Annotated in this window: 23 protein-coding genes, 1 tRNA gene and 2 pseudogenes; 17 read left to right on the top strand and 9 right to left on the bottom strand. The window is 53.9% G+C overall.

Annotation, left to right across the window (positions count from 1 at the left end; all coding sequences use genetic code 11):
• Window positions 1-46 precede the first annotated feature (46 nt).
• Window positions 47-256 (top strand): hypothetical protein, encoded by a 210-nt coding sequence (locus tag MCACP_RS07495; protein ID WP_406676171.1) that lies wholly within the window; start codon window positions 47-49, stop codon window positions 254-256.
• A 19-nt stretch (window positions 257-275) separates the two neighbouring features.
• On the opposite strand, the pseudogene tnpC reads toward MCACP_RS07495, so the two are convergent.
• The 5 genes and pseudogenes from tnpC to MCACP_RS07470 form a co-directional block, all read right to left on the bottom strand.
• A pseudogene (gene tnpC, locus MCACP_RS07490) lies at window positions 276-1555 on the bottom strand (IS66 family transposase).
• Between the two features lie 158 nt (window positions 1556-1713).
• Window positions 1714-2070: an IS66 family insertion sequence element accessory protein TnpB gene (gene tnpB / locus MCACP_RS07485; RefSeq protein ID WP_406676170.1), complete on the bottom strand. Its 357-nt coding sequence runs from the start codon at window positions 2068-2070 to the stop codon at window positions 1714-1716.
• Window positions 2064-2390, bottom strand: coding sequence for an IS66 family insertion sequence element accessory protein TnpA (gene tnpA / locus MCACP_RS07480; RefSeq protein ID WP_406678712.1), 327 nt, complete (start codon window positions 2388-2390; stop codon window positions 2064-2066). Before tnpA ends, tnpB begins: the two co-directional genes overlap by 7 nt.
• A gap of 91 nt (window positions 2391-2481) precedes the next feature.
• Window positions 2482-2577: pseudogene (locus tag MCACP_RS07475) on the bottom strand (ATPase); the annotation flags it as partial.
• Window positions 2578-2722: 145 nt separating this feature from the next.
• A complete protein-coding gene (locus MCACP_RS07470) occupies window positions 2723-4198 on the bottom strand; it encodes an Nramp family divalent metal transporter (protein ID WP_406676169.1) in 1476 nt (491 codons plus the stop codon).
• A 355-nt stretch (window positions 4199-4553) separates the two neighbouring features.
• Here MCACP_RS07470 and MCACP_RS07465 point away from each other — a divergent pair, with 355 nt between their 5' ends.
• The 7 genes from MCACP_RS07465 to MCACP_RS07435 all read left to right on the top strand — a co-directional run bounded on the left by MCACP_RS07465 (window position 4554) and on the right by MCACP_RS07435 (window position 11744).
• Window positions 4554-5174, top strand: a complete 621-nt coding sequence (locus MCACP_RS07465) for an ANTAR domain-containing response regulator (RefSeq protein ID WP_406676168.1) — start codon at window positions 4554-4556, stop codon at window positions 5172-5174.
• Between the two features lie 160 nt (window positions 5175-5334).
• The gene (glnA, locus tag MCACP_RS07460; RefSeq protein ID WP_406676167.1) at window positions 5335-6669 is read left to right on the top strand and encodes a type I glutamate--ammonia ligase; all 1335 of its coding nucleotides are present in this window, start codon (window positions 5335-5337) and stop codon (window positions 6667-6669) included.
• Between the two features lie 22 nt (window positions 6670-6691).
• Window positions 6692-7798 (top strand): class II glutamine amidotransferase, encoded by a 1107-nt coding sequence (locus MCACP_RS07455; protein ID WP_406676166.1) that lies wholly within the window; start codon window positions 6692-6694, stop codon window positions 7796-7798.
• Window positions 7780-9288 (top strand): glutamate synthase-related protein, encoded by a 1509-nt coding sequence (locus MCACP_RS07450; protein ID WP_406676164.1) that lies wholly within the window; start codon window positions 7780-7782, stop codon window positions 9286-9288. The genes MCACP_RS07455 and MCACP_RS07450 overlap by 19 nt, the downstream gene beginning before the upstream one ends.
• A gap of 18 nt (window positions 9289-9306) precedes the next feature.
• Window positions 9307-9762: a 4Fe-4S dicluster domain-containing protein gene (locus tag MCACP_RS07445; protein WP_406676163.1), complete on the top strand. Its 456-nt coding sequence runs from the start codon at window positions 9307-9309 to the stop codon at window positions 9760-9762.
• The gene (locus tag MCACP_RS07440) at window positions 9759-10991 is read left to right on the top strand and encodes an NAD(P)/FAD-dependent oxidoreductase (RefSeq protein WP_406676162.1); all 1233 of its coding nucleotides are present in this window, start codon (window positions 9759-9761) and stop codon (window positions 10989-10991) included. Before MCACP_RS07445 ends, MCACP_RS07440 begins: the two co-directional genes overlap by 4 nt.
• A gap of 15 nt (window positions 10992-11006) precedes the next feature.
• The gene (locus MCACP_RS07435; RefSeq protein WP_406676161.1) at window positions 11007-11744 is read left to right on the top strand and encodes a hypothetical protein; all 738 of its coding nucleotides are present in this window, start codon (window positions 11007-11009) and stop codon (window positions 11742-11744) included.
• Window positions 11745-11877: 133 nt separating this feature from the next.
• Here the strand turns inward: MCACP_RS07435 and rd (MCACP_RS07430) are convergent, their stop codons facing one another.
• The 4 genes from rd (MCACP_RS07430) to rbr form a co-directional block, all read right to left on the bottom strand.
• On the bottom strand, window positions 11878-12567 hold the full coding sequence (gene rd, locus MCACP_RS07430) for a rubredoxin (RefSeq protein ID WP_406676160.1): 690 nt from the start codon (window positions 12565-12567) through the stop codon (window positions 11878-11880).
• Window positions 12568-12583: 16 nt separating this feature from the next.
• Window positions 12584-13783 carry a nitric oxide reductase FrpA gene (fprA, locus tag MCACP_RS07425; protein WP_406676159.1) on the bottom strand — a complete coding sequence of 400 codons (1200 nt, stop codon included), beginning with the start codon at window positions 13781-13783 and terminating at the stop codon, window positions 12584-12586.
• 69 nt (window positions 13784-13852) lie between these two features.
• Window positions 13853-14110 carry a hypothetical protein gene (locus tag MCACP_RS07420; protein WP_406676158.1) on the bottom strand — a complete coding sequence of 86 codons (258 nt, stop codon included), beginning with the start codon at window positions 14108-14110 and terminating at the stop codon, window positions 13853-13855.
• 17 nt (window positions 14111-14127) lie between these two features.
• Complete coding sequence (gene rbr / locus MCACP_RS07415) at window positions 14128-14703, bottom strand: rubrerythrin (RefSeq protein WP_406676157.1); 576 nt, start codon at window positions 14701-14703, stop codon at window positions 14128-14130.
• A 198-nt stretch (window positions 14704-14901) separates the two neighbouring features.
• Between rbr and MCACP_RS07410 the strand changes: the two genes are divergently transcribed.
• The 9 genes from MCACP_RS07410 (at window position 14902) to speD (ending at window position 19010) form a co-directional block, all read left to right on the top strand.
• The gene (locus MCACP_RS07410; protein WP_406676156.1) at window positions 14902-15279 is read left to right on the top strand and encodes a desulfoferrodoxin; all 378 of its coding nucleotides are present in this window, start codon (window positions 14902-14904) and stop codon (window positions 15277-15279) included.
• A gap of 32 nt (window positions 15280-15311) precedes the next feature.
• Window positions 15312-15473 carry a rubredoxin gene (gene rd / locus MCACP_RS07405; RefSeq protein WP_406676155.1) on the top strand — a complete coding sequence of 54 codons (162 nt, stop codon included), beginning with the start codon at window positions 15312-15314 and terminating at the stop codon, window positions 15471-15473.
• A 16-nt stretch (window positions 15474-15489) separates the two neighbouring features.
• Window positions 15490-15630, top strand: a complete 141-nt coding sequence (locus MCACP_RS07400; protein WP_170066301.1) for a rubredoxin-like domain-containing protein — start codon at window positions 15490-15492, stop codon at window positions 15628-15630.
• 61 nt (window positions 15631-15691) lie between these two features.
• Window positions 15692-16159 carry a ferritin-like domain-containing protein gene (locus tag MCACP_RS07395; protein WP_406676154.1) on the top strand — a complete coding sequence of 156 codons (468 nt, stop codon included), beginning with the start codon at window positions 15692-15694 and terminating at the stop codon, window positions 16157-16159.
• 85 nt (window positions 16160-16244) lie between these two features.
• Window positions 16245-16322, top strand: a tRNA-Pro gene (locus tag MCACP_RS07390).
• A gap of 123 nt (window positions 16323-16445) precedes the next feature.
• The gene (locus tag MCACP_RS07385; RefSeq protein WP_406676153.1) at window positions 16446-16811 is read left to right on the top strand and encodes a nucleotidyltransferase domain-containing protein; all 366 of its coding nucleotides are present in this window, start codon (window positions 16446-16448) and stop codon (window positions 16809-16811) included.
• Window positions 16808-17314 carry a hypothetical protein gene (locus tag MCACP_RS07380; protein WP_406676151.1) on the top strand — a complete coding sequence of 169 codons (507 nt, stop codon included), beginning with the start codon at window positions 16808-16810 and terminating at the stop codon, window positions 17312-17314. The genes MCACP_RS07385 and MCACP_RS07380 overlap by 4 nt, the downstream gene beginning before the upstream one ends.
• A 75-nt stretch (window positions 17315-17389) precedes the next feature.
• Window positions 17390-18286 carry a phosphogluconate dehydrogenase (NAD(+)-dependent, decarboxylating) gene (gene gnd / locus MCACP_RS07375; RefSeq protein WP_406676150.1) on the top strand — a complete coding sequence of 299 codons (897 nt, stop codon included), beginning with the start codon at window positions 17390-17392 and terminating at the stop codon, window positions 18284-18286.
• Window positions 18287-18632: 346 nt separating this feature from the next.
• A complete protein-coding gene (gene speD, locus MCACP_RS07370; RefSeq protein ID WP_406676149.1) occupies window positions 18633-19010 on the top strand; it encodes an adenosylmethionine decarboxylase in 378 nt (125 codons plus the stop codon).
• The last annotated feature ends 106 nt before the right edge of the window (window positions 19011-19116 follow it).

Here is a 19116-nt window from a genome sequence, read left to right as displayed (position 1 = left end):
CCAGTACGACTTAATCGGCGGCTTAGCCCGGCAGCTGCGCGACGCCGTGCCCCACTTCGAAAGGCGGCTGAAGGCTTTAGACGGTAAAGCCATGGTCTTCTACATGAGCCGGCACATCTGCGTTAAGTTTTACAAGTATCTCCGGGAGCTACCAGGTTGTCCCGAGGTGGCTGTGGTGATGACCGGCTCGGCGAGCGACCCGGAGGATTACCAGCTGTACATCCGTAAGCGTAAAATAACCCCGACTTGCATCTGAGGTGGGGGCTAAAACAAGCTTAATTGTTCATCCGGCAGACAGGGGGCAGAGTTTCCGACCACGGCAGGAGTTGATCCAGGGCATCTTTGTCCTGGAGGTCCAGGTTGGGAAGTTTTTCGAAGAGGTAAATGAGATAGTGGAAGGGGTTCAACCCGTTTTCCTTGGCCGTTTCTATGATGCTGTAGGTAATGGCGCTGGCTTTAGCACCCCGTGGAGTATCGGCAAACAACCAGTTCTTGCGGCCGATGACGAAGGGCTTGATGGAACGCTCGCTGCGGTTGTTGTCGAGTTCCAGACGCCCGTCCTGCAGGAAGGCGACGAGTTTATCCCACTGGCTAAGGCAATAGTAAATCGCCTGGCCAAAGGAGCTTTTGGGCAGTACGCGGGCTTTCTGGTTTTTTAGCCACGCCAAAAAGGCGTCCAGCACGGGTTTGCTGCGCACCTGGCGGATTTGATAGCGTTCTTCCGGTGTTTTATCTTTCAACTCGCGCTCGATGGCAAAGAGCCGGTTGCAGTACTCCAGCCCCTCCCGGGCGGCTACGGCTGCGTTGCGTTTATCTTCCGGCAGGGCCTTTAATGCTTCGTCGAACTTGCGCTGGCGTGAGCCCAGCAGCCGACCAGGATAACATTGGCAAGCTCATTGTAGCCGGCATAGCCGTCGACGTGTAAATAACCCTGAAAACCCGCTAGAAACCGGCGGGGGTGTTTGCCGGCCCGGGTGGTCTGGTAGTCGTAAAGGATTAGCGGTAGATGGGCAGACCTACCCCGTATTTCTGGGTCATAAATGTAGGCCATGAGGGAGGGAGATACCGGGCTTCCGGGAAGTACAGGAGCCGGAATAGGTGCCGTGATAACGGGAGTGGTTATCTCTTCCCTCTCGCAGCGGCGGCAGGCATAGACGTAGCGCACATGCTTAACCACATTCACCTGGGCCGGGATGACCTTAAGTTCCTGCCGCACCTCGGTGCTCATCTCATGCAAAGGACCGCCGCAGGCAGGACAGACCCGCTCTTCTTCCGGCAGGCGGTGCTCTACTACTTCTACCGGCAGGTCTTCCAGGTTCATCTCCCGGCGGGTGCGCGTTTTATGGCGCTGGTAGGTGATGGTTTCCAAATCCGGCTCTACTGCTTCTGGCCGGGCTTCAACTTCCGCCTCATTAAAAAGCAAGAGCTGCTCTTCTTCTAAAGGCCTGATTCGTTCGGTGGAAACACCGAATTGTCGTTTCTTGCTTAAACGAAACTGCTCCATAAACCAATTTAATTTAGCGGTAAGTTCGGCATTCTGTTGTTCCAGCTGCATACATTGCTCTTCCAGCTGAACACAGCGGCTTTGCAGCTCTTCTATAGTCATGGCGGCGATAGATTGCGAAGTGTTCATGCATTAATGTTTCGACGAATCAGCCTAAATTCCTCTAGAATCAACCACAAACAGAAAATATTTCTTTTTGGCGATTTCTATTACAAGATGGTGCGCGCTTTTACCTCAGGATGGGCCTTTGGCTGTTTTACGGGGAGGCCGTCAAGCAGCCAGCGCAGTTCCCGGCGGGTGACGGTGATGGTTGAAGTAGTGGTATCTTGAGGCCATACGAATTTGCCCTTCTCCAGCCGGCGGTAATAAAGCCAGAAACCGTTATGCTCCCAGTGGAGGATCTTTAGTTTGTCATGCTTGCGGTTACAGAAAACGAAAAGGCAGGAAGAGAAGGGGTCCAATTCAAACCCTTCCTTGACCAGCACCGCCAGGCCGTCAATGGACTTGCGCAGATCCGTTGCGCCGCAGGCGAGATAAACCCGGTCGATGCCAGCTTCGTTTAGCATAATGCTACCAGCACCTTAACCACCTGAGAAAGCAGGGCGGGATCAAAGCCGGGCTTTACTTCGATGCTGACCGGTCCTACATTAACCAGTAAACCGTAGTCCTGTTCTATAGATGCCTGCTCGGTTATTTCTACCGGCAACCACCGGTTTGAGTTTCCCGGGGAAACTGCGTCCTGGTCTTTATACTTCCGCAGCCAGTACCATAATTGTTTGGGGTTAACGTCCTCATGGGTAGCGCACCATTCTCTGACGCTCTGCCCACTCTTCTTGTATTCGGTTATCCGGGTTTCCCATAGTGCTTGCCGTTCAGCTTTGGTAATAAGAAAAAAACCTCCTCAGCGTGTATTCTGAGAAGGATTATCCCCTAAACCTGAGTATGATGCCAAGGTGGGTTGTATTTGACGCTTACGCATCCAGGGAATTATTATCGGAGGAGCAGCAGTGGAATTCTACATCATAACCTTTAGCCAGCATGGTTTCGCCGATTTTGCGCATGAAGGTGGATTTAAATCTTATGCTTACGGTCCTAAATCTTTCCTGGTTCGAGAAGAATATGATGCCGGGATGCCGCTGTGACATCGCAAAAAGGACCTTCCTGCCTTAAAAGGGGAAGGTCCATGACTTTCTTTATATCTTACCTTATTATTCTATATTAAAACTTAAGCCCGAATAACTGGTTTAAGGTGAAGAGGGCAAAGAAAGTACCAAAGAACAGGGCATTTAATACCAGCATCACTTCACGCCATAATGGCGCCCGGAATTCCTTTGGCAAAAACTTGCGGTTAAGATAAATTGTCGTCAGCGCCGAGAGGGCCAGGGTAAAATTGGCGATGTTGCCGCTCAGGGCTACCAGTTTCATAGGTACGGTGATTTTCATATACAAGAGACCCCAAATAGTGAAAATGAACAGCAGCAGGTAGTAAACTTTCCTGATGTCGTCTTTGGCCCAGCGCCGCACGGCCGGTGAGCCCGACCAGGACATATCTGTAATCTGCCGGCAGACCAGGTCCACGTTACTCAAGGCTGTACTGAAAAGTATCCAGAAACCCAGTCCCAACGCAAAAAACCAACCTGCCGGGCCGATCAAGTTCCTGAATACATCTCCCTGGTAAGCAGCAACACCCCACTGGGGCAAATCGCTACCCCGGGGTATCAGGCCGGCCGCCAGGATGCCCGGCAGGAACATGCCGAACATACCGCCGAGAAAGAACACGCCCCATTGATCATAACTCAAGATCTTCAGCCACTGCTTCCAGGACTTCAGGTTATCTTCCGTAGGCGGCGCAACCTTTCCCACAGGGGAGACGTGAACCATGGTGCCGCCAACCAGAGCCGGGATATAGCCTACCTTCGCGCCCATACCGAAGCCCTTGTCCCGGTACCAATTGGTAATAGCGTTATTGCCAAAACCGCCATAAGCCGAGTAACCGGCCAGGGCACTGAGCATAAAAATATCTACACCTTTAGGAACATAGCCGAAGGAAACGAAGCCCTTCAACCCTTCCGCCCAGACGCGGCCTGGTACAAAGGCTATGGCCAGGAGGCCCAAACCGAGAAAAACAATAAACATCATGGCCCAGTTGGCTATTTCAAGGGTACGTTCAACTTTACGTCCCACCGACGTTAGAACAACGCAGGAAAGAAAAACAATTACGCCATAGATTAGCACTAAATTTTTATCTGCATTACCAGGGATTTTGCCCAGTTGTAAGGCAGCCAAGCAGGTGGCGCTTGCCAGGGCCCATCCGGGCAGCCCGCGTTCCAGGATACCAAGGAGAGACATAAAGGGCGCCCAGAATTTTGAACCCGGGTTTAAACGCATAAAGCCTACGGTAACAGGTTCGCCGGTATAAAGGGTGTAGCGGGCCATTTCAATATTCAGGAAAGTTTGCAGGAGGGTTGATACGGTTGTGATCCAGAGCAGGGCCAGGCCGTATTTTACGAACATGGCAGGCCCGATGAGCCATTCCCCGCTACCCAAGGTGCCACCCAGGGCAATCACACTTGGCCCCATAATGGCCAGCAGGCGGCGCAGGTTTAAAGGACTAGGTGGTTGCGGGAGGTCTTCCACCGTAAAATCAGTTCCACATCCAGGTTGGACACTGAATTTTATTTCGCTCTGAGGCATAATTCTCCCTCCTTGTCGTTGTCATCGTTATCACACTCTGTACAACTGCGAGCCATTATCTTTTCCCAGGCGATATGTACCCAGCTTTCAGCAGAATGTATCCCTCCCTGTTTTAATAAAAATTTTATCTTTTATAATAATTATATGTCATCTCTCCGTGTATTATTAATCCATTCGGCGGTTTTCGCTATGCGAAAATATTTTTTGAAATACTGGATACATGAGTTTTACCTATTGTCAATTTGGCGTTTTTCCTTTATAATTGTGCCATACCAAATGAAAAAGCATTTCGCAGGGCAAAGGGGTCCATGAAGTGCTACAACGGCGTAGCGCGAGGGGGCAGTGATTAAATTTTATGCAGCAGCCCAAAATTTTTATTGCCAGTGCCGACCCATCTGCCCGGCAAAATTTAAAGTGTATACTGGTGCGGGAAGGTTACTTGATTGCCGGGGAAGCCCCGGACGGTAGCCAGGCCCTGCGGATGATCCGTACCCTGCAGCCCAGCCTGGTAATTCTGGATAGCGAACTCCAGGGTACCAGTGCCTTGGAAGTAGCCAGGATCATCGAGGAAGATGGAGTAGCACCGATTATTCTCCTGGCCTCATCCTGGCATCGTAATTTGATGATCCGTACGCGCGATTTCCCAGTCTTTGCTTATTTAATTAAACCGGTCCAGGAGAGCATCTTGTTGCCGGCGGTAGAGGCAGCCCTGGCCAATTACCAGAAAATGTGCCGCCTGCAGCAGGAAATCAGCAAGCTGAAGGAAACTCTGGCCGCCCGGAAAATAATTGAGAGGGCCAAGGGTATTCTCATGGATACCATGGGGTTAACGGAAGCCGAGGCTTACCGGCGCATGCAGCGTCAGAGTATGGACCGCTGCGTACCCATGAAAAGCATTGCGGAAGCTATTATCGTCGCCCATGAACTTCAGAGCGGCAGCAATAAGGGCAAAAAGCCGGACGGCAGGGACGGGTAAAAACTTTAGATCTCCTCTTTGGGGCAACGGCGTCCTGAAGGAGAAGGTTTTACATGCCTTCTTCCGGCAGGACGCTTTTTACTAAGCGCAGCGACTGTCACCGCCGCCGACTGAAGCAAGGTAAAAACGACTTCTTAAATTTTATGAGGAGGTTATGCCGATGGATGACCAGGAAAAGCGTGCGGCTGTCCTGAACCGGGCCGAGGAATGGGGAGTTAAATTCATTCGCCTCCAGTTCACGGATATTTTCGGGGTTTTGAAAAATGTAGCCATACCGGTGAACCAGTTACCCAAGGCTCTAAACAACGAGCTTATGTTTGACGGCTCTTCCATTGAAGGCTTTGTGCGCATTGAAGAGTCCGATATGTATCTGCGCCCCGACCCCGACACGTTTGTAGTTTTCCCCTGGCGGCCCCATGAGGGGACGGTAGCCCGCCTTATTTGCGACGTTTATAACCCCGACGGCACCCCTTTTGCCGGTTGTCCCCGCTGTACCCTGAAGAAGGTTATAGCCGAAGCAGCCGCCATGGGTTACACCATGAACGTCGGGCCGGAAGCCGAATTCTTCCTTTTCCATACCGACGCCTCCGGCCGGCCGACCCTGGAAACCCACGACCGGGCCGGTTACTTTGACCTCACCCCGGTTGACCTTGGTGAGGACGCGCGCAGGGATATGGTCCTGACTCTGGAGCAAATGGGCTTTGAAATCGAAGCTTCCCATCACGAGGTGGCTCCCGGCCAGCATGAGATTGATTTCAAGTATGCTGATGCCCTGACCACGGCCGACCGTATTGCCACTTTTAAATTTGTGGTGCGGACCATTGCCCAGCGTCACGGCCTCCATGCCACCTTTATGCCCAAGCCCATTTACGGCATTAACGGTTCGGGGATGCATGTGAATATCTCCCTGTCGAAAGACGGCCAGAACGCCTTTTACGACCCCGGCGACAAGCTGGGTTTGAGCCAGACTGCCTACCAGTTTATCGCCGGCGTCATGAAACACGCCCGGGCCCTGGCAGCCGTAACTAACCCCACGGTTAATTCTTATAAACGGCTGGTTCCCGGTTATGAAGCACCGGTCTATATCGCCTGGTCGCCGCGCAACCGCAGCCCCTTGATCCGCGTACCGGCTAAACGTGGTCCTTCCACCCGCATTGAAGTGCGGCACCCGGATCCTTCCTGCAACCCTTACCTGGCCCTGGCAGTTCTCTTGAAGGCCGGGCTGGACGGGATCAAAAAAGGCCTGACCCCGCCGCCGCCGACGGATAAAAATATCTTTGCCATGAATCCGGCTGAACTTCAGGCAGAAGGCATCGGCGTCCTGCCCGGAAGCCTTGATGAGGCCCTGGAAGCCCTGGCAGAAGATGAAGTTATCAAGGAAGCGTTGGGCCCCCACATTTATGAGCGCCTGACCCTGGCCCAGAAGCTCGAATGTGAACAGTACCGTACCAGGGTGCACCAGTGGGAAATCGACCAGTATTTGACTAAGTTTTAAATATGGTAGAGGAGGAGCAACGATGCTCAAGGAGGGAGAATACCGGATACCTTCGGGATGCGCCATCAGCGGCTTTATCAATAAAGACGGCCGCCGGGTTAACGGCAGTGCCATCATCCAATCTATCGCCCTGATGCAGGAGCGTTCCAACGGCCTGGGCGGCGGCTTCGCCGCCTATGGTATCTATCCGGAATATCAAGATTATTATGCCCTGCACCTGCTTTTTGAGGATAAGATAAGCCGTAGCCAGGTGGAAGAGCTGATTAAAGATAACTTTTATATTGAAGCCGAAGACCGTATCCCCACTCGTCATGTTCGGTCCATTGGCAAAGCGCCCTTGCTGTGGCGTTATTTTGTAACCCCCAGGCTGGCGAAAATTGAAGAAGCCCAGGAAACAGAGGCCGACTTCATGACCAGGCTGGTCATGCGCATAAATGATAGTGTTAACGGCGCCTATGTCGTTTCCAGCGGGAAAAACATGGGAGCCTTTAAAGGGGTGGGTTACCCGGAGGACATCGGCGAGTTTTTCCGCTTAGACGAGTACCAGGCCTACACCTGGATTGCCCATGGCCGCTTTCCCACCAACACACCCGGCTGGTGGGGCGGCGCCCATCCCTTTACCCTGCTGGACTGGTCGGTGGTTCATAACGGTGAGATTTCATCCTACGGGGCTAACCGGCGCTTTTTAGAAATGTATGGTTATAAAATGACCCTGCAGACCGATACCGAGGTAGTCGCCTATGCCATCGATCTACTGGTCCGGCGCCATAACCTGCCCCTGGAACTGGCAGCCAGGGTCCTGGCGGCACCCCTCTGGCAGGTAATTGACCGCCTGCCGGCAGCGGAACGCGAACTTTATACCCGCCTGCGGGTAGTTTACGGGAGCCTGCTGATGAACGGACCCTTTTCCATCATTGTCGGCTTCAGCGGCGGCCTCATGGCCCTTAACGACCGCATCAAGCTGCGGCCCCTGGTGGCCGGTTCTTACGGCGCCACCCTTTATGTGGCCAGCGAGGAAGCGGCCATCCGGGAAATTTGCCCCAACGTGGAAAGGGTCTGGTACCCTAAAGGGGGCGAGCCGGTCATCGGCCGCCTGGAGGAGGAAGCCCGATGCCGACTATCAGCTTGATGCCGCCTGAATTCAGGGTCGTCCGCGATGATAACAGATGCATCAAATGCCTGGCCTGCGTGCGCCAGTGCGGCTTCGACGCGCAGGCTTACGATGCCGAAGACGACCGTCTCTATACAATTGATGCCAACTGTGTTAACTGTCAGCGCTGCGTCAGCATCTGCCCGGCGGGTGCCCTGACCATTTTTAAAAACCCGCCGCCTATGCGGCCCAATGCTCACTGGACGGAAGGCCATCTGCGCAACATTGTCAAGCAGGCACAAACCGGCGGGGTCCTCCTCACCGGTATGGGGAACGACCAGCCCTTCCCCCCTTATTTCGACCGGCTGCTCTTAAACGCCAGCCAGGTTACCAATCCTTCCATTGACCCCTTAAGGGAACCCATGGAACTGCGGACTTACCTGGGCAGCCGTACCGAGGTGGTAACGCGGGAGGAACCGGAGGATAAGACCCGAACGCCCCTGGTACCCATAGAGACTCCCATCATGTTTTCCGCCATGTCCTATGGGTCCATCAGCCATGAGGCCTTTGAATCCCTGGCCCGGGCGGCGAAAGCATTCGGCACCCTGTTCAATACCGGCGAAGGCGGCCTGCCCGAGGATCTCTACGAGTATGCCGATCACGCCGTGGTCCAGGTGGCCTCGGGTCGCTTCGGCGTCCATGCCGACTACCTGAATGCCGGGCGCGTGATCGAAATCAAAATCGGCCAGGGGGCCAAGCCGGGCATCGGCGGCCACCTGCCGGGAGAAAAGATTACCGCGCCGGTAGCCGCGACGAGAATGATTCCGGAGGGTACCGATGCCATCTCACCGGCTCCCCATCATGATATCTACTCCATCGAAGACTTGAAGCAGTTAATCTTTACTTTAAAAGAAGCAACCCGTTACCAGAAACCGGTTTCCGTCAAAATTTCGGCCGTCCATAACGTGGCGGCCATAGCCAGCGGTATAGCCCGGGCCGGGGCCGATATTATCGCCATCGACGGTTTTCGCGGCGGCACCGGGGCGGCGCCCACCATGATCCGCGACCACGTGGGTATTCCCATCGAGCTGGCCATTGCTGCTGTGGATCAACGCTTGCGCGAGGAAGGCATCCGCAACCGGGTATCTCTGGTGGCGGCCGGGGGCTTCCGCAGCAGCGCCGATGTGGTGAAGGCCATAGCCCTGGGAGCCGATGCGGTCTACATCGCCACCGCCGCTTTAATCGCCCTGGGATGTCACCTCTGCCAGAAATGCTATACCGGCAAGTGCAGCTGGGGTATCGCCACCCAGGACCCCTACCGCAGCCGGCGCCTGAACCCGGAAATCGGCGCCGAACGCCTCTACAACCTGCTGCGGGGCTGGTCCCATGAGATAAAAGAAATGCTGGGCGGCATGGGCATCAACTCCATCGAGAGCCTGCGCGGCAACCGCCTGCACCTGCGGGGCGTAGGGTTGAATGAAGTGGAACTGAAGCTCCTGGGTGTCAAGCATGCCGGTGAAGCAATGTAGCAGGAGGAGGGAACACCAGTGAAAAAAGTATATGCCCGGCCGGCCTACTGTATGAACTGTCACCTCTGCGAAGTGAACTGCATTGTAGCCCATTCCCGCAGCCGCGATCTATTCCGGGCTTATAAGCGCGAGAATTTAAGGGAGACGGCGCGGGTTATTGTCGAAGAGCGGTTGCCCCTCTCGGTAGCCGTCCAGTGCCGGCACTGCGATGATCCCCGCTGTGTGGCCGGCTGCATCTCCGGGGCCATGGTCAAGGACCAGCAGACGGGGATTGTCTACTGCCAGGAAGATAAATGCGTGGGGTGCTGGACCTGTGTGGCCAGCTGTCCTTATGGCGCCATCCGGCCCGGGGAGAAAAACGGCCGTCCGGTGCCTTTGAAATGCGACCTCTGCCGGGAAGCGGATGAGCCGGCCTGTGTGGCTGGGTGTCCCAACCGGGCCCTTGTTTATGAGGAAAGGAGGGCAGAGGCATGAACTACGTTCTGATCGGCAATTCCGTAGCAGCAATCAATGCCGTCGAGGGAATCCGGGAGTATGACCGGGAAGGGGCCATTACCATTGTCTCGGCGGAAAACTATTATGCCTATGGCCGGCCCCTCATTTCCTACTGGCTGGAAAAGCGGGTCCGGGACCAGAATATATACTACCGGCCGCAAGAGTTTTATGAAAAAAATTGCGTCCGCGTCCTCCTGGGACGGCGGGCCGTAAAATTGGACCCGGAAGCCCGGCAGGTGCACCTGGACAACGGTGAAAAACTACCCTACGACCGCCTGCTCCTCGCCACCGGGGGCCGGCCTTTTGTGCCGCCTATTGCTGGGCTAAAGCCGGCAAATTATTTTACCTTTATAAATTATGACGACGTTCGCCGCCTGGAGGCCGCCGCCGTCACCGGGCGGGAAGCCGTCATCCTGGGGGCCGGGCCGACGGGCCTCAAGGCTATGGAGAGCCTGGTGCAGCGGGGCGTCAAAGTAACGCTGGTGGAACTGGCTGACCGCATCTGGGCCCCGGCCCTGGATGGGGAAGCGGGGGCTTTAGTTGCCGGCTTCCTGCAGGATAAGGGCGTCAACCTTTATTTAAGCGATACCTTGACCGGCATCTCCCAGGAGGATGATGGCCGCCTCCTCATGGAGCTTAAATCAGGTCGGGAACTGAAAGCCGATATCCTGGTAATTGCCATAGGCGTGCGGCCTAATGTCGAGTTACTTGAAGGTTTACCCGGGGTGTCCATAAACCGCGGCGTTGTGGTGGGCCCGGACCTCAGCACTGGCTTACCCGGCGTTTATGCCGCCGGGGATGTAGTGGCCGGCAGCCCGCCTTTACTACCCCATGCTGCCATCCAGGGGAAAATAGCCGGGCGCAATATGGCCAGGGCAGGGGAGATTTATCAACCCTTACCGCCCTATAACGCCCTCGGTATCCTGGGGCTGCACATTATCAGCATGGGTAACAGTGCCGCCACCGGTGAAGGATATGAACTGCTGACGGAAATAGACCCTGCCGCCCTGGTCTACCGCAAGCTGGTCTTAAAGGATAACCGCTTGTGCGGCGCGCTGCTGATCAATAAAATCGACCGGGCCGGCATCTACCGCCAGTTGCTTGAGACAGGAATTGAGGTCACGCCATTTAAAGATGAATTGCTGCGGCCGGATTTTGGTCTCTTGAGTTTACCGGAAACCATCTGGCGGCAGCAGCTGGCAGTGTGAGGTGAAGGGAATTTTATGGAAATCTTGAATGCCCGGGGCCTGTCTTATCAAGCCCTGAATGAGTCTATCAGGGCCCTCCTGGATAACGGCTGCCGGGAACTGGCTATCAAAAACGTCAACGGCCAGCGTTATATCGGTGCCGGGGTCCAGGGCCGGGCCCGGCTGGAGATTTACGGCGTGCCGGGCAACAACCTGGCGGCCTTGATGGATGGGCTGGAAATAGAGGTCTTCGGAAATGCCCAGGACGGCGTTGGCAACACCATGAACGACGGTACGGTAATTATCCACGGTAACGCCACCGATATAACCGGTTATTCCATGCGCGGCGGCCGCATCTTCATCCGCGGCGATGCCGGCTACCGGGTGGGTATCCACATGAAGGCCTTCCGGGATAAAAACCCCCTGATTGTCATTGGCGGCAAGGCCGGAGACTTTTTCGGCGAGTACATGGCCGGCGGTACCCTGGTCCTGCTTGGTCTGGATTTGCGACCCGGGGAAGCCATTGTGGGTAATTTTGTAGGCACCGGGATGCACGGCGGTGAGATCTTTATCCGCGGCCAGGTAGATCCCTTTTACCTGGGTAAAGAAGTGAAAGCGATAGCCCCAACAGCTGACGACCAGAAGCGCCTGCGGGAAATTGTGGGCGATTTTGCCCGTTACTTTAACCTGGAGGCCGAAAAGATCCTGGCCCATCCCTTTACCAAGTTGATTCCCTACAATAAACGGCCATATGGTACGTTGTATGCTTATTGAGTTGAACTATTGGCACCCAAGCTGGTATTTCCAGAGAGGATTTTTTGGCGGCCTGTGAGGATGACTAATTGGGAAATTAACAAAAAGCCATCTGCGTGACAGATGGCTTTTGTTGATCCAGAGGGGGCAGCTATCAAATTCTCTCGAAGGCTTCTTTACCGGCGCCGCAGATGGGGCAGGCCCAGTCACCAGGCAGGTCCTCAAAGGGGGTACCAGGAGCGATGCCGTGTTCCGGATCACCCTGGGCCGGGTCATAGATATAATTGCAGATAGTGCACCGGTACCTGGGAGCAGCGGTAGCCGGCCCGCCTTCCGCCCCGGCGGCGGCAAAGGTCGGCGCCGTTTTCGGGGTTGTGCCGCGCTTGATGTGGTGATAGTAAGCATAGGTCATGGGCTCACCCTGGCGCAAGACGGCGGCGTCCCTCAAAGTGCCGATAAATATGCTGTGGGTGCCGGCGTCGACCGTCTGATTTACTTCAGCTTCCAGGTAGGCCAGGGTGTCCTCAGCCAGGTAAGGAAGTCCTCCCTGCGTTAGCTTGTAGTTCAAGCCGGCAAATTTGTCTACCTCGCGGCCGGATTTGAAGCCGAACCGGCCGATGAGGGAAAGGGGGGCCTCCCTGGCCAGGACCGAGACGGCAAAGCTCCGGCCGGCCTGGATGAATTCATGGGTCAGGTTTTGCTTGTTGATGCTGACGGCAACCGTCGGCGGTTCCGAGGAAATCTGAAAGACGGTGTTGGCAACCTGGCCGTTTAAGCGGTCACCCTTTTTTGCCGTAATGATGTACAGCCCGTAAGAGATGGTATGCAGGGCTTTGGTGTCCAAAATGTTCCCTCCTTGGTTAATCCTTAATTCTGGTCGCCATTTCCCGCCCCAGTTCGTAGCAACGTTGCAGGTCTTCTGTCTTGGGAACCCACTTCACCGTGGGGCCGGGCTCGGCAAAGAGCTCGATTTTGGCGGCCTTCAGGCGCTCCTCCAGGATCTTCTGGGCGCCGCCGCCCCAGCCGTAAGCACCGAAGGCCAGGCCGATTTTATTTTTCGGCCTTAAGCCCACCAGGTCATCCAGGAGGGGGGAAACCACCGGCAGAATATCGTTATTGATGGTCGGCGAGCCTACCAGGACGGCGCGGGCATCGAGGAGCTCTTTGATAATATCATTGCGGTCGGATACGGAGAGCTTGAAAAGCTTGACATCACAGCCCCCGGCCACCAGGCCGTCCAGGAGGGCGTGGGCCATCTTTTCCGTACTCAGCCACATGGTATCATAGGCAATAACGGCCTTCGCCGTACCTTTGCCTTCAGCCCAGCGGGCATAAGCCTCAATGATCCGCTGGGGATTCTGGCGCCAGATAATGCCGTGGCTGGGGGCAATGGTTTTAACGGCCAGTTTCATTTTCTGGATTTCTTCCAGCTTTTTGGTAATCAAGTTGCTAAAGGGCATGAGGATGTTGGCGTAATACTTGGCCGCCTCGTCCATGATGAGCCCTACGTCTACTTGATCATCGAAGCGGACGCTGGTGGCGATATGCTGGCCGAAGGCATCGTTGGGCAAGAGCAGGGCCTCTTCGGGAACATAGGTAAACATGCTGTCGGGCCAGTGGAGCATGGGGGCTTCGATGAATACCAGGGAACGCTTGCCCAGGCTGATGCTGGTCCCGGTCTTGATGATGGTGTACTGGAAATCAAGATGGGGGTAATGGTCCTTGAGGCTTTCATAACCCCGCTGGGTACACAGGACGTGGGCGCCGGGGCAGAGGTCCATGATGGCCGGGAAGGCGCCGGCGTGGTCGTTTTCAGTGTGGTTGACCACCAGGTAATCGATTTTGACCGGGTCCTGGATCTGCTTCAGTTTGGCGATTAATTCCTGTTGAAAGGGTTCGTAAACGGTATCCACCAGGGCGGTTTTTTCATCAACAATATAGTAGGCATTATATGTAGTACCCCGGTGAGTGGAAAAGGCGGGGCCGTGGAAGTAGCGGATGTTCCAGTCGATGGCCCCCACCCAGTAAATACCTTCCGCGATGGTAACGGGCTGGCTCATGGGTCCTTAACCATCCTTTCGGCCGGTCTGTTTTTTCATCCTCGCCTATCAGTAAAACAGGGCGGCTATTTAATCATCCAATGCCAGCTTTATTACCTCGGCTTTCACCCGGCTAAGGGCGTTAAGCTCATCCCTTAGCTGCTGGACCTGGACTTCGGGGGCGCATAACTGCAGGATAATCAAGCCTTCGTCGCTGCAGGCCTCAGTTTCGTGGAGGCCAAGGCGCACCCGGATTATACAGCCATATTTTGTTAAAATCTCCTGAACTTTAGTCGCCGTTTCGCGCCGGTTGTCAACCAGGATGGCCATAATCGTCGGGCAGGACATCAGGCCGTCACCACCCCTCAGTAATTTTCCGCCTGTAGTTCAAAGAACGCCTGGGGATGGGCACACGCCGGGCATATTTCTGGGGCTGCGTTGCCCTCGTGTATATAACCGCAGTTGCGGCAACGCCAGGTCACCTTTTCTTCCCGCTTAAAGACACGGTTATTTTCTATATTGGCCAGCAGGGCGCGGAAGCGTTCTTCGTGTCCCTTCTCGGCGCGGGCAATGGCCCGGAAGACGGCAGCTATTTCTTGAAAACCTTCTTCTTCGGCTACCCGGGCAAACTCGGGATACATGGTGGTATGTTCGTAATTTTCTCCGTCGGCGCTGGCAGCCAGGTTCAAGGAAGTAGTGGCAATGGTACCGGCCGGGAAAGCGGCGCTAATTTCTACTTCGCCGCCCTCCAGGAATTTGAAGAGGCGCTTGGCATGTTCTTTTTCGTTATCGGCAGTTTCTAAAAAGATAGCTGCTATTTGCTCATAACCTTCCTTTTTCGCCTGGCTGGCATAGTAAGTATAGCGGTTGCGGGCCTGGGACTCGCCGGCAAAGGCCGTCAGCAGGTTTTTTTCCGTCCGGGTGCCTTTGAGACCGGGCATAGTACTCACTCCTTTATAAGATTTCGACGCCATTTTACCTTACCAAAGTTAGGAAGTCAAGGCAGGTATTCAGTTAATACTAGGATAATTAAAGGTTAGAACCTTTTCGTAAAAATTTTTTAAGCCAGCAGGAAAAAAGGTGAACACAGCGAATATTAATTGCAAATAGTAATCCTTACTAAAAGGAGGAATTTAATCATGACGGCAAACGGCCAGGTTTACAGGTGCAATGTTTGCGGTAATATCGTCGAGGTCCTTCATCCCGGAGCTGGATCCCTGGTTTGCTGCGGCAAACCCATGGAGTTGATGAACGAGAACACCGTAGACGCCAGCAAGGAAAAGCATGTCCCGGTAGTTACTAAAGTTGACGGCGGTTTTAAAGTGACCGTTGGCAGTGTTCCCCATCCAATGGAAGAAAATCATTACATTGAGTGGATCGAGCTGCAGGCCGGCGGTCAGGTCTTGCGGCAGCATTTGTATCCCGGCGACGCTCCCGAGGCAGTTTTTTGTACTGAATCCGGGAGTGCCACGGCCCGCGCCTATTGCAACCTGCACGGTCATTGGAAATCAAATTAAGAATATGAGTAAAGGATTGGGAGGAATAAGCAATGGAAAAATATATCTGCACGGTATGCGGTTATGTCTACGACCCGGTCGAAGGCGACCCGGAAAACGGCATCCCTGCGGGAACGCCCTTTAGCGAATTACCGGAAGAGTGGGTATGCCCGGTTTGCAGTGTAGGCAAAGAACTGTTTGAGCCTGAAGCCTAGACGGAGGTACATAGGTATGAACAAGTGGCGTTGTTCCGCGTGCGGTTATGCCTTTGAAGGCGAAGCGCCGCCGGAGAAATGTCCTTCCTGCCAGTCGGTTTGCAGTTTTGTGGACGCCAACTGTTATATACCGGACTGCGGGGGCGGATCCTTGTAGCACTTGCGAGGGTCCGGGGCGCCGGAAAACGATACATACCTTACCAGTAAAGGGGTGGCTTATGTTCCACGCCAGCGAAGTCTTCGCATTTGCCCGGGCCATAGAGCAAAAGGGCCAGGCCTTTTATCAAGCCATGGCAGCCAGCGCCCGGGATGATAGAGCCCGCAAGCTCTTCCAACGTTTAGCCTTAGAAGAAGGCCAGCATATCCTGGATTTTGAGCAACTAGCTTCTAAAGCAACTCCATACGATCCCCCGGAGTCTTACCCGGGGGAGTATGAGGCCTACATGCAGGCCCTGGTGGATAGCAATGTTTTCCCTAAGGACCTGCATCCTGAGACCCTAGCCAGGCAGATTACCAATGATGAAGAGGCCCTGAATTTCGCCATCCAGTTTGAAAAGGATGCCCTGCTGTTTTTCAGCGGCTTAAAGAACCTTGTATCTGTAACTGAGACAGCCATGATTGATGAGTTGTTACGCCAGGAGAGGCGGCACCTGTGCGATCTGCACAGCGCCTTGCAGAATAAATAATTTTACTCGCCCCGGGTTGCGCCAGAATCGCCCCTTGACAATGCCGTTCGTCAGGTGATATACTTTTCCTTGCACAGAGGAAGAACGGGGCGTAGCTCAGTTTGGCTAGAGCGCTACCTTGGGGTGGTAGAGGCCGCTGGTTCGAGTCCAGTCGCTCCGACCATTTTACAGGACGCCATAATGGCGTCTTTTATTTTTCACTTCTTAAGTACGGCCGTTGACTGGTAAAAAGAGTAACGATACAATGTAATACAGTGGTGAGCTTTAAGTAAGAAAGGCGGGGAACATGGTGCTGGATGATATTAGTACCATGCGAAAGGCCTGGCAGCGGCGGGCTGCAATAGAAAAGCAGGCTGCCATAAACCGCCGCCAGGAAGCGCTAACAAAAGCTCGCCTGGCTGCCAGCTGGTTGAAAGAGAAATACAAGGTTAAAAAAGTCTACCTTTATGGTTCCCTGGCCTGGAGTGAGTATTTTACCCCTCATTCCGATATTGATTTATTGATAGAAGGCTTTACAGCTAAAGACCACTACTGGCGCATGTGGCTGGAGGTAGAGGCTATCACAGCACCCTTTCCGCCCAGCATAGTTCTGGCCGAAGACGCTGTAGCAGGTTTATTGTTAGAAGTCAGGCAAAAGGGATTGGAGCTATGACCGGAGAGCAATTCCTTATCTTAGAAGGCCGCATACGCCAGGAACTGGAGAATATGGCCCGCCTGGAGGCTGAACTAGCCTCTAAAGGTTTAATAGCCAGAGGCCAGAATAACAGGATAGCTTTTCCCACGGGCGATTCTTTTTTCCTGCGGGCAATTGGCTCGATTCTGCATGACTTCTATGTGGCGGCAGAAAATATTTTTAAAACCATAGCCAGGGAAATAGATCATAGTATGCCCTCCGATCCCGAATGGCATCGCCAGTTGCTGCTGCAGATGACCCTCGACATCCCGGAACTGCGGCTCCATGTTATCCGGAAAGAAACGGCGGCTTTGTTGGACGAATACCGCGGCTTCCGCCATGTTTTTCGCAACGTTTACGGTTTCAACCTGGCAGCCGAACGGTTGGAAAGACTGGTACAGAAGCTACCGGAAACGCTGATATCCTTGCGTAAAGATATTGAGATATTTTTAGATCGTATGCGCGAGATTATAGCCAATTGAAAAACATCCAGGCTGCGGTTATCTGAGGCTAGGTGTTTGTATATTCCATATAAATATACCTGAGGAGGTTTTATTTTGCAAATCGGCTTAATAGGCTTAGGCAAAATGGGCCTCAACCTGGCCCTCAATATGCTGGATCATGGTCACGAAGTGGTTGGTTACGCCCGTACGAGGTCGACAGTGGAAAAGGCCGCCGCCCGTGGGATTAAAGGTGCTTTCAGCCTGGAAGAGCTGGTAGGCGAGTTGGTATCTCCCCGCCTTATCTGGTTAATGATCCCTGCCGGCAAAGCCGTGGACGAGGTTATTGAACAGCTATTACCCCTGCTTGCTCCCGGCGATATTATCGTCGACGGAGGAAATTCTCATTACCGGGATACTTTACGTCGCTATCAATTTTTAAAGGAAAAGGGTATTCGTTTCGCCGATTCTGGTACCAGCGGAGGTATGGAGGGGGCCCGCTACGGCGCCTGCTGCATGGTTGGGGCCGAAGATGAGCTCTTTGCCTACCTGGAGCCTTTGTTTAAGGATATAACCGTTCCCGGGGGCTACCTGCACACCGGCCCCCCCGGCAGCGGCCACTATGTTAAAATGGTCCACAACGGCATCGAATACGGCATGATGCAGGCCATTGGCGAGGGGATGGAAGTCCTGGCTAAAGGGCCCTTTAAACTGGATCTGAAGGCGGTGGCCAGGGTTTGGCGCCATGGTTCGGTAATCCGCGGCTGGCTAATGGACCTCATGGAAAGTGCCCTTAGCAAAGACGCTACTCTGGAAAGCATAAAAGATATCGCTTATTCTTCCGGTGAGGGTCTCTGGACGGTAGAAGAAGCCCTGCGTCTTAAAGTGCCGGCACCGGTAATCACAGCCGCCTTGCTGATGCGTTACCGCTCCGAGCAGGAGGAAAGCTTTGCGACCAAGGTGGTGGCCGCTCTGCGCCACGAGTTCGGCGGCCACGAGGTGGCCCGTAAGTAGGCGGAACAGTTAAATGTAACTTTATGGTTTCTATGTCCATATAACGGAGTGGGTACGGAGATGGTACGGCGATGTTCGTTTTTATTGGTTAAGTACAATTAAACCCCCGGGAATGGCGTTACATTGTCGGGAATACTACTTGCTGCTATTTCATGCAATTGAAGGGCTAAAAGGCTAAGAAGCGGCATGGTTTGGTACCCAGGCCGCTTCTTATAGCCTCTAAAGACAAGCCCTCAACTTTATCCGACATTGGCTGCGATTTTTAGTTGACAATAAGGGGGAGTAGGGTTACAATTGGATTTGATTGATGTCATGCCCCATTTTTATCCTGGAGGAGGAATGATAATTGCGCGCATTGGGCCGTCATGTTTTAGCTGAGGTTTATGGTTGCAGCTTCGAGATTTTAAACGACATCAAAAAGGTCGAAGAAATCATGGTCAAAGCTGCTTTAGAGGCAGGTGCCGAAATTCGCGAAGTCTGCTTCCATAAATTCAGCCCTCAGGGTGTCAGCGGCGTGGTGGTCATCTCCGAATCGCATCTGGCAATCCACACGTGGCCGGAGTTAGGGTATGCTGCCGTAGATGTTTTTACCTGCGGCGAAAAGGTAAATCCATGGGATGCCTGCAGGTATTTAACCGAGCAGTTCCAGGCCGGCGAAGTCCACGCTACCGAAATTGAAAGGGGCGTCATGGAACCTCCTCGGACGGCAGCGGTAAATCTGTAGGAGGGATATTTATTTTATTACCTACATGCAAAGGTGGTAGTGAGGGTAGGAGCTGACAGGCCTTGCAGGGAGAAAAACTTGCAGGGCCTGTGGTGTTTTTGCGATC

This window comes from Neomoorella carbonis (assembly GCF_045278715.1).
GTDB classification, from domain to species: Bacteria; Bacillota; DSM-521; order Neomoorellales; family Neomoorellaceae; genus Neomoorella; species Neomoorella carbonis.
The sequence above is the reverse complement of the archived record's forward strand: the minus strand, read 5'-3'. Positions and strand labels throughout refer to the sequence as shown.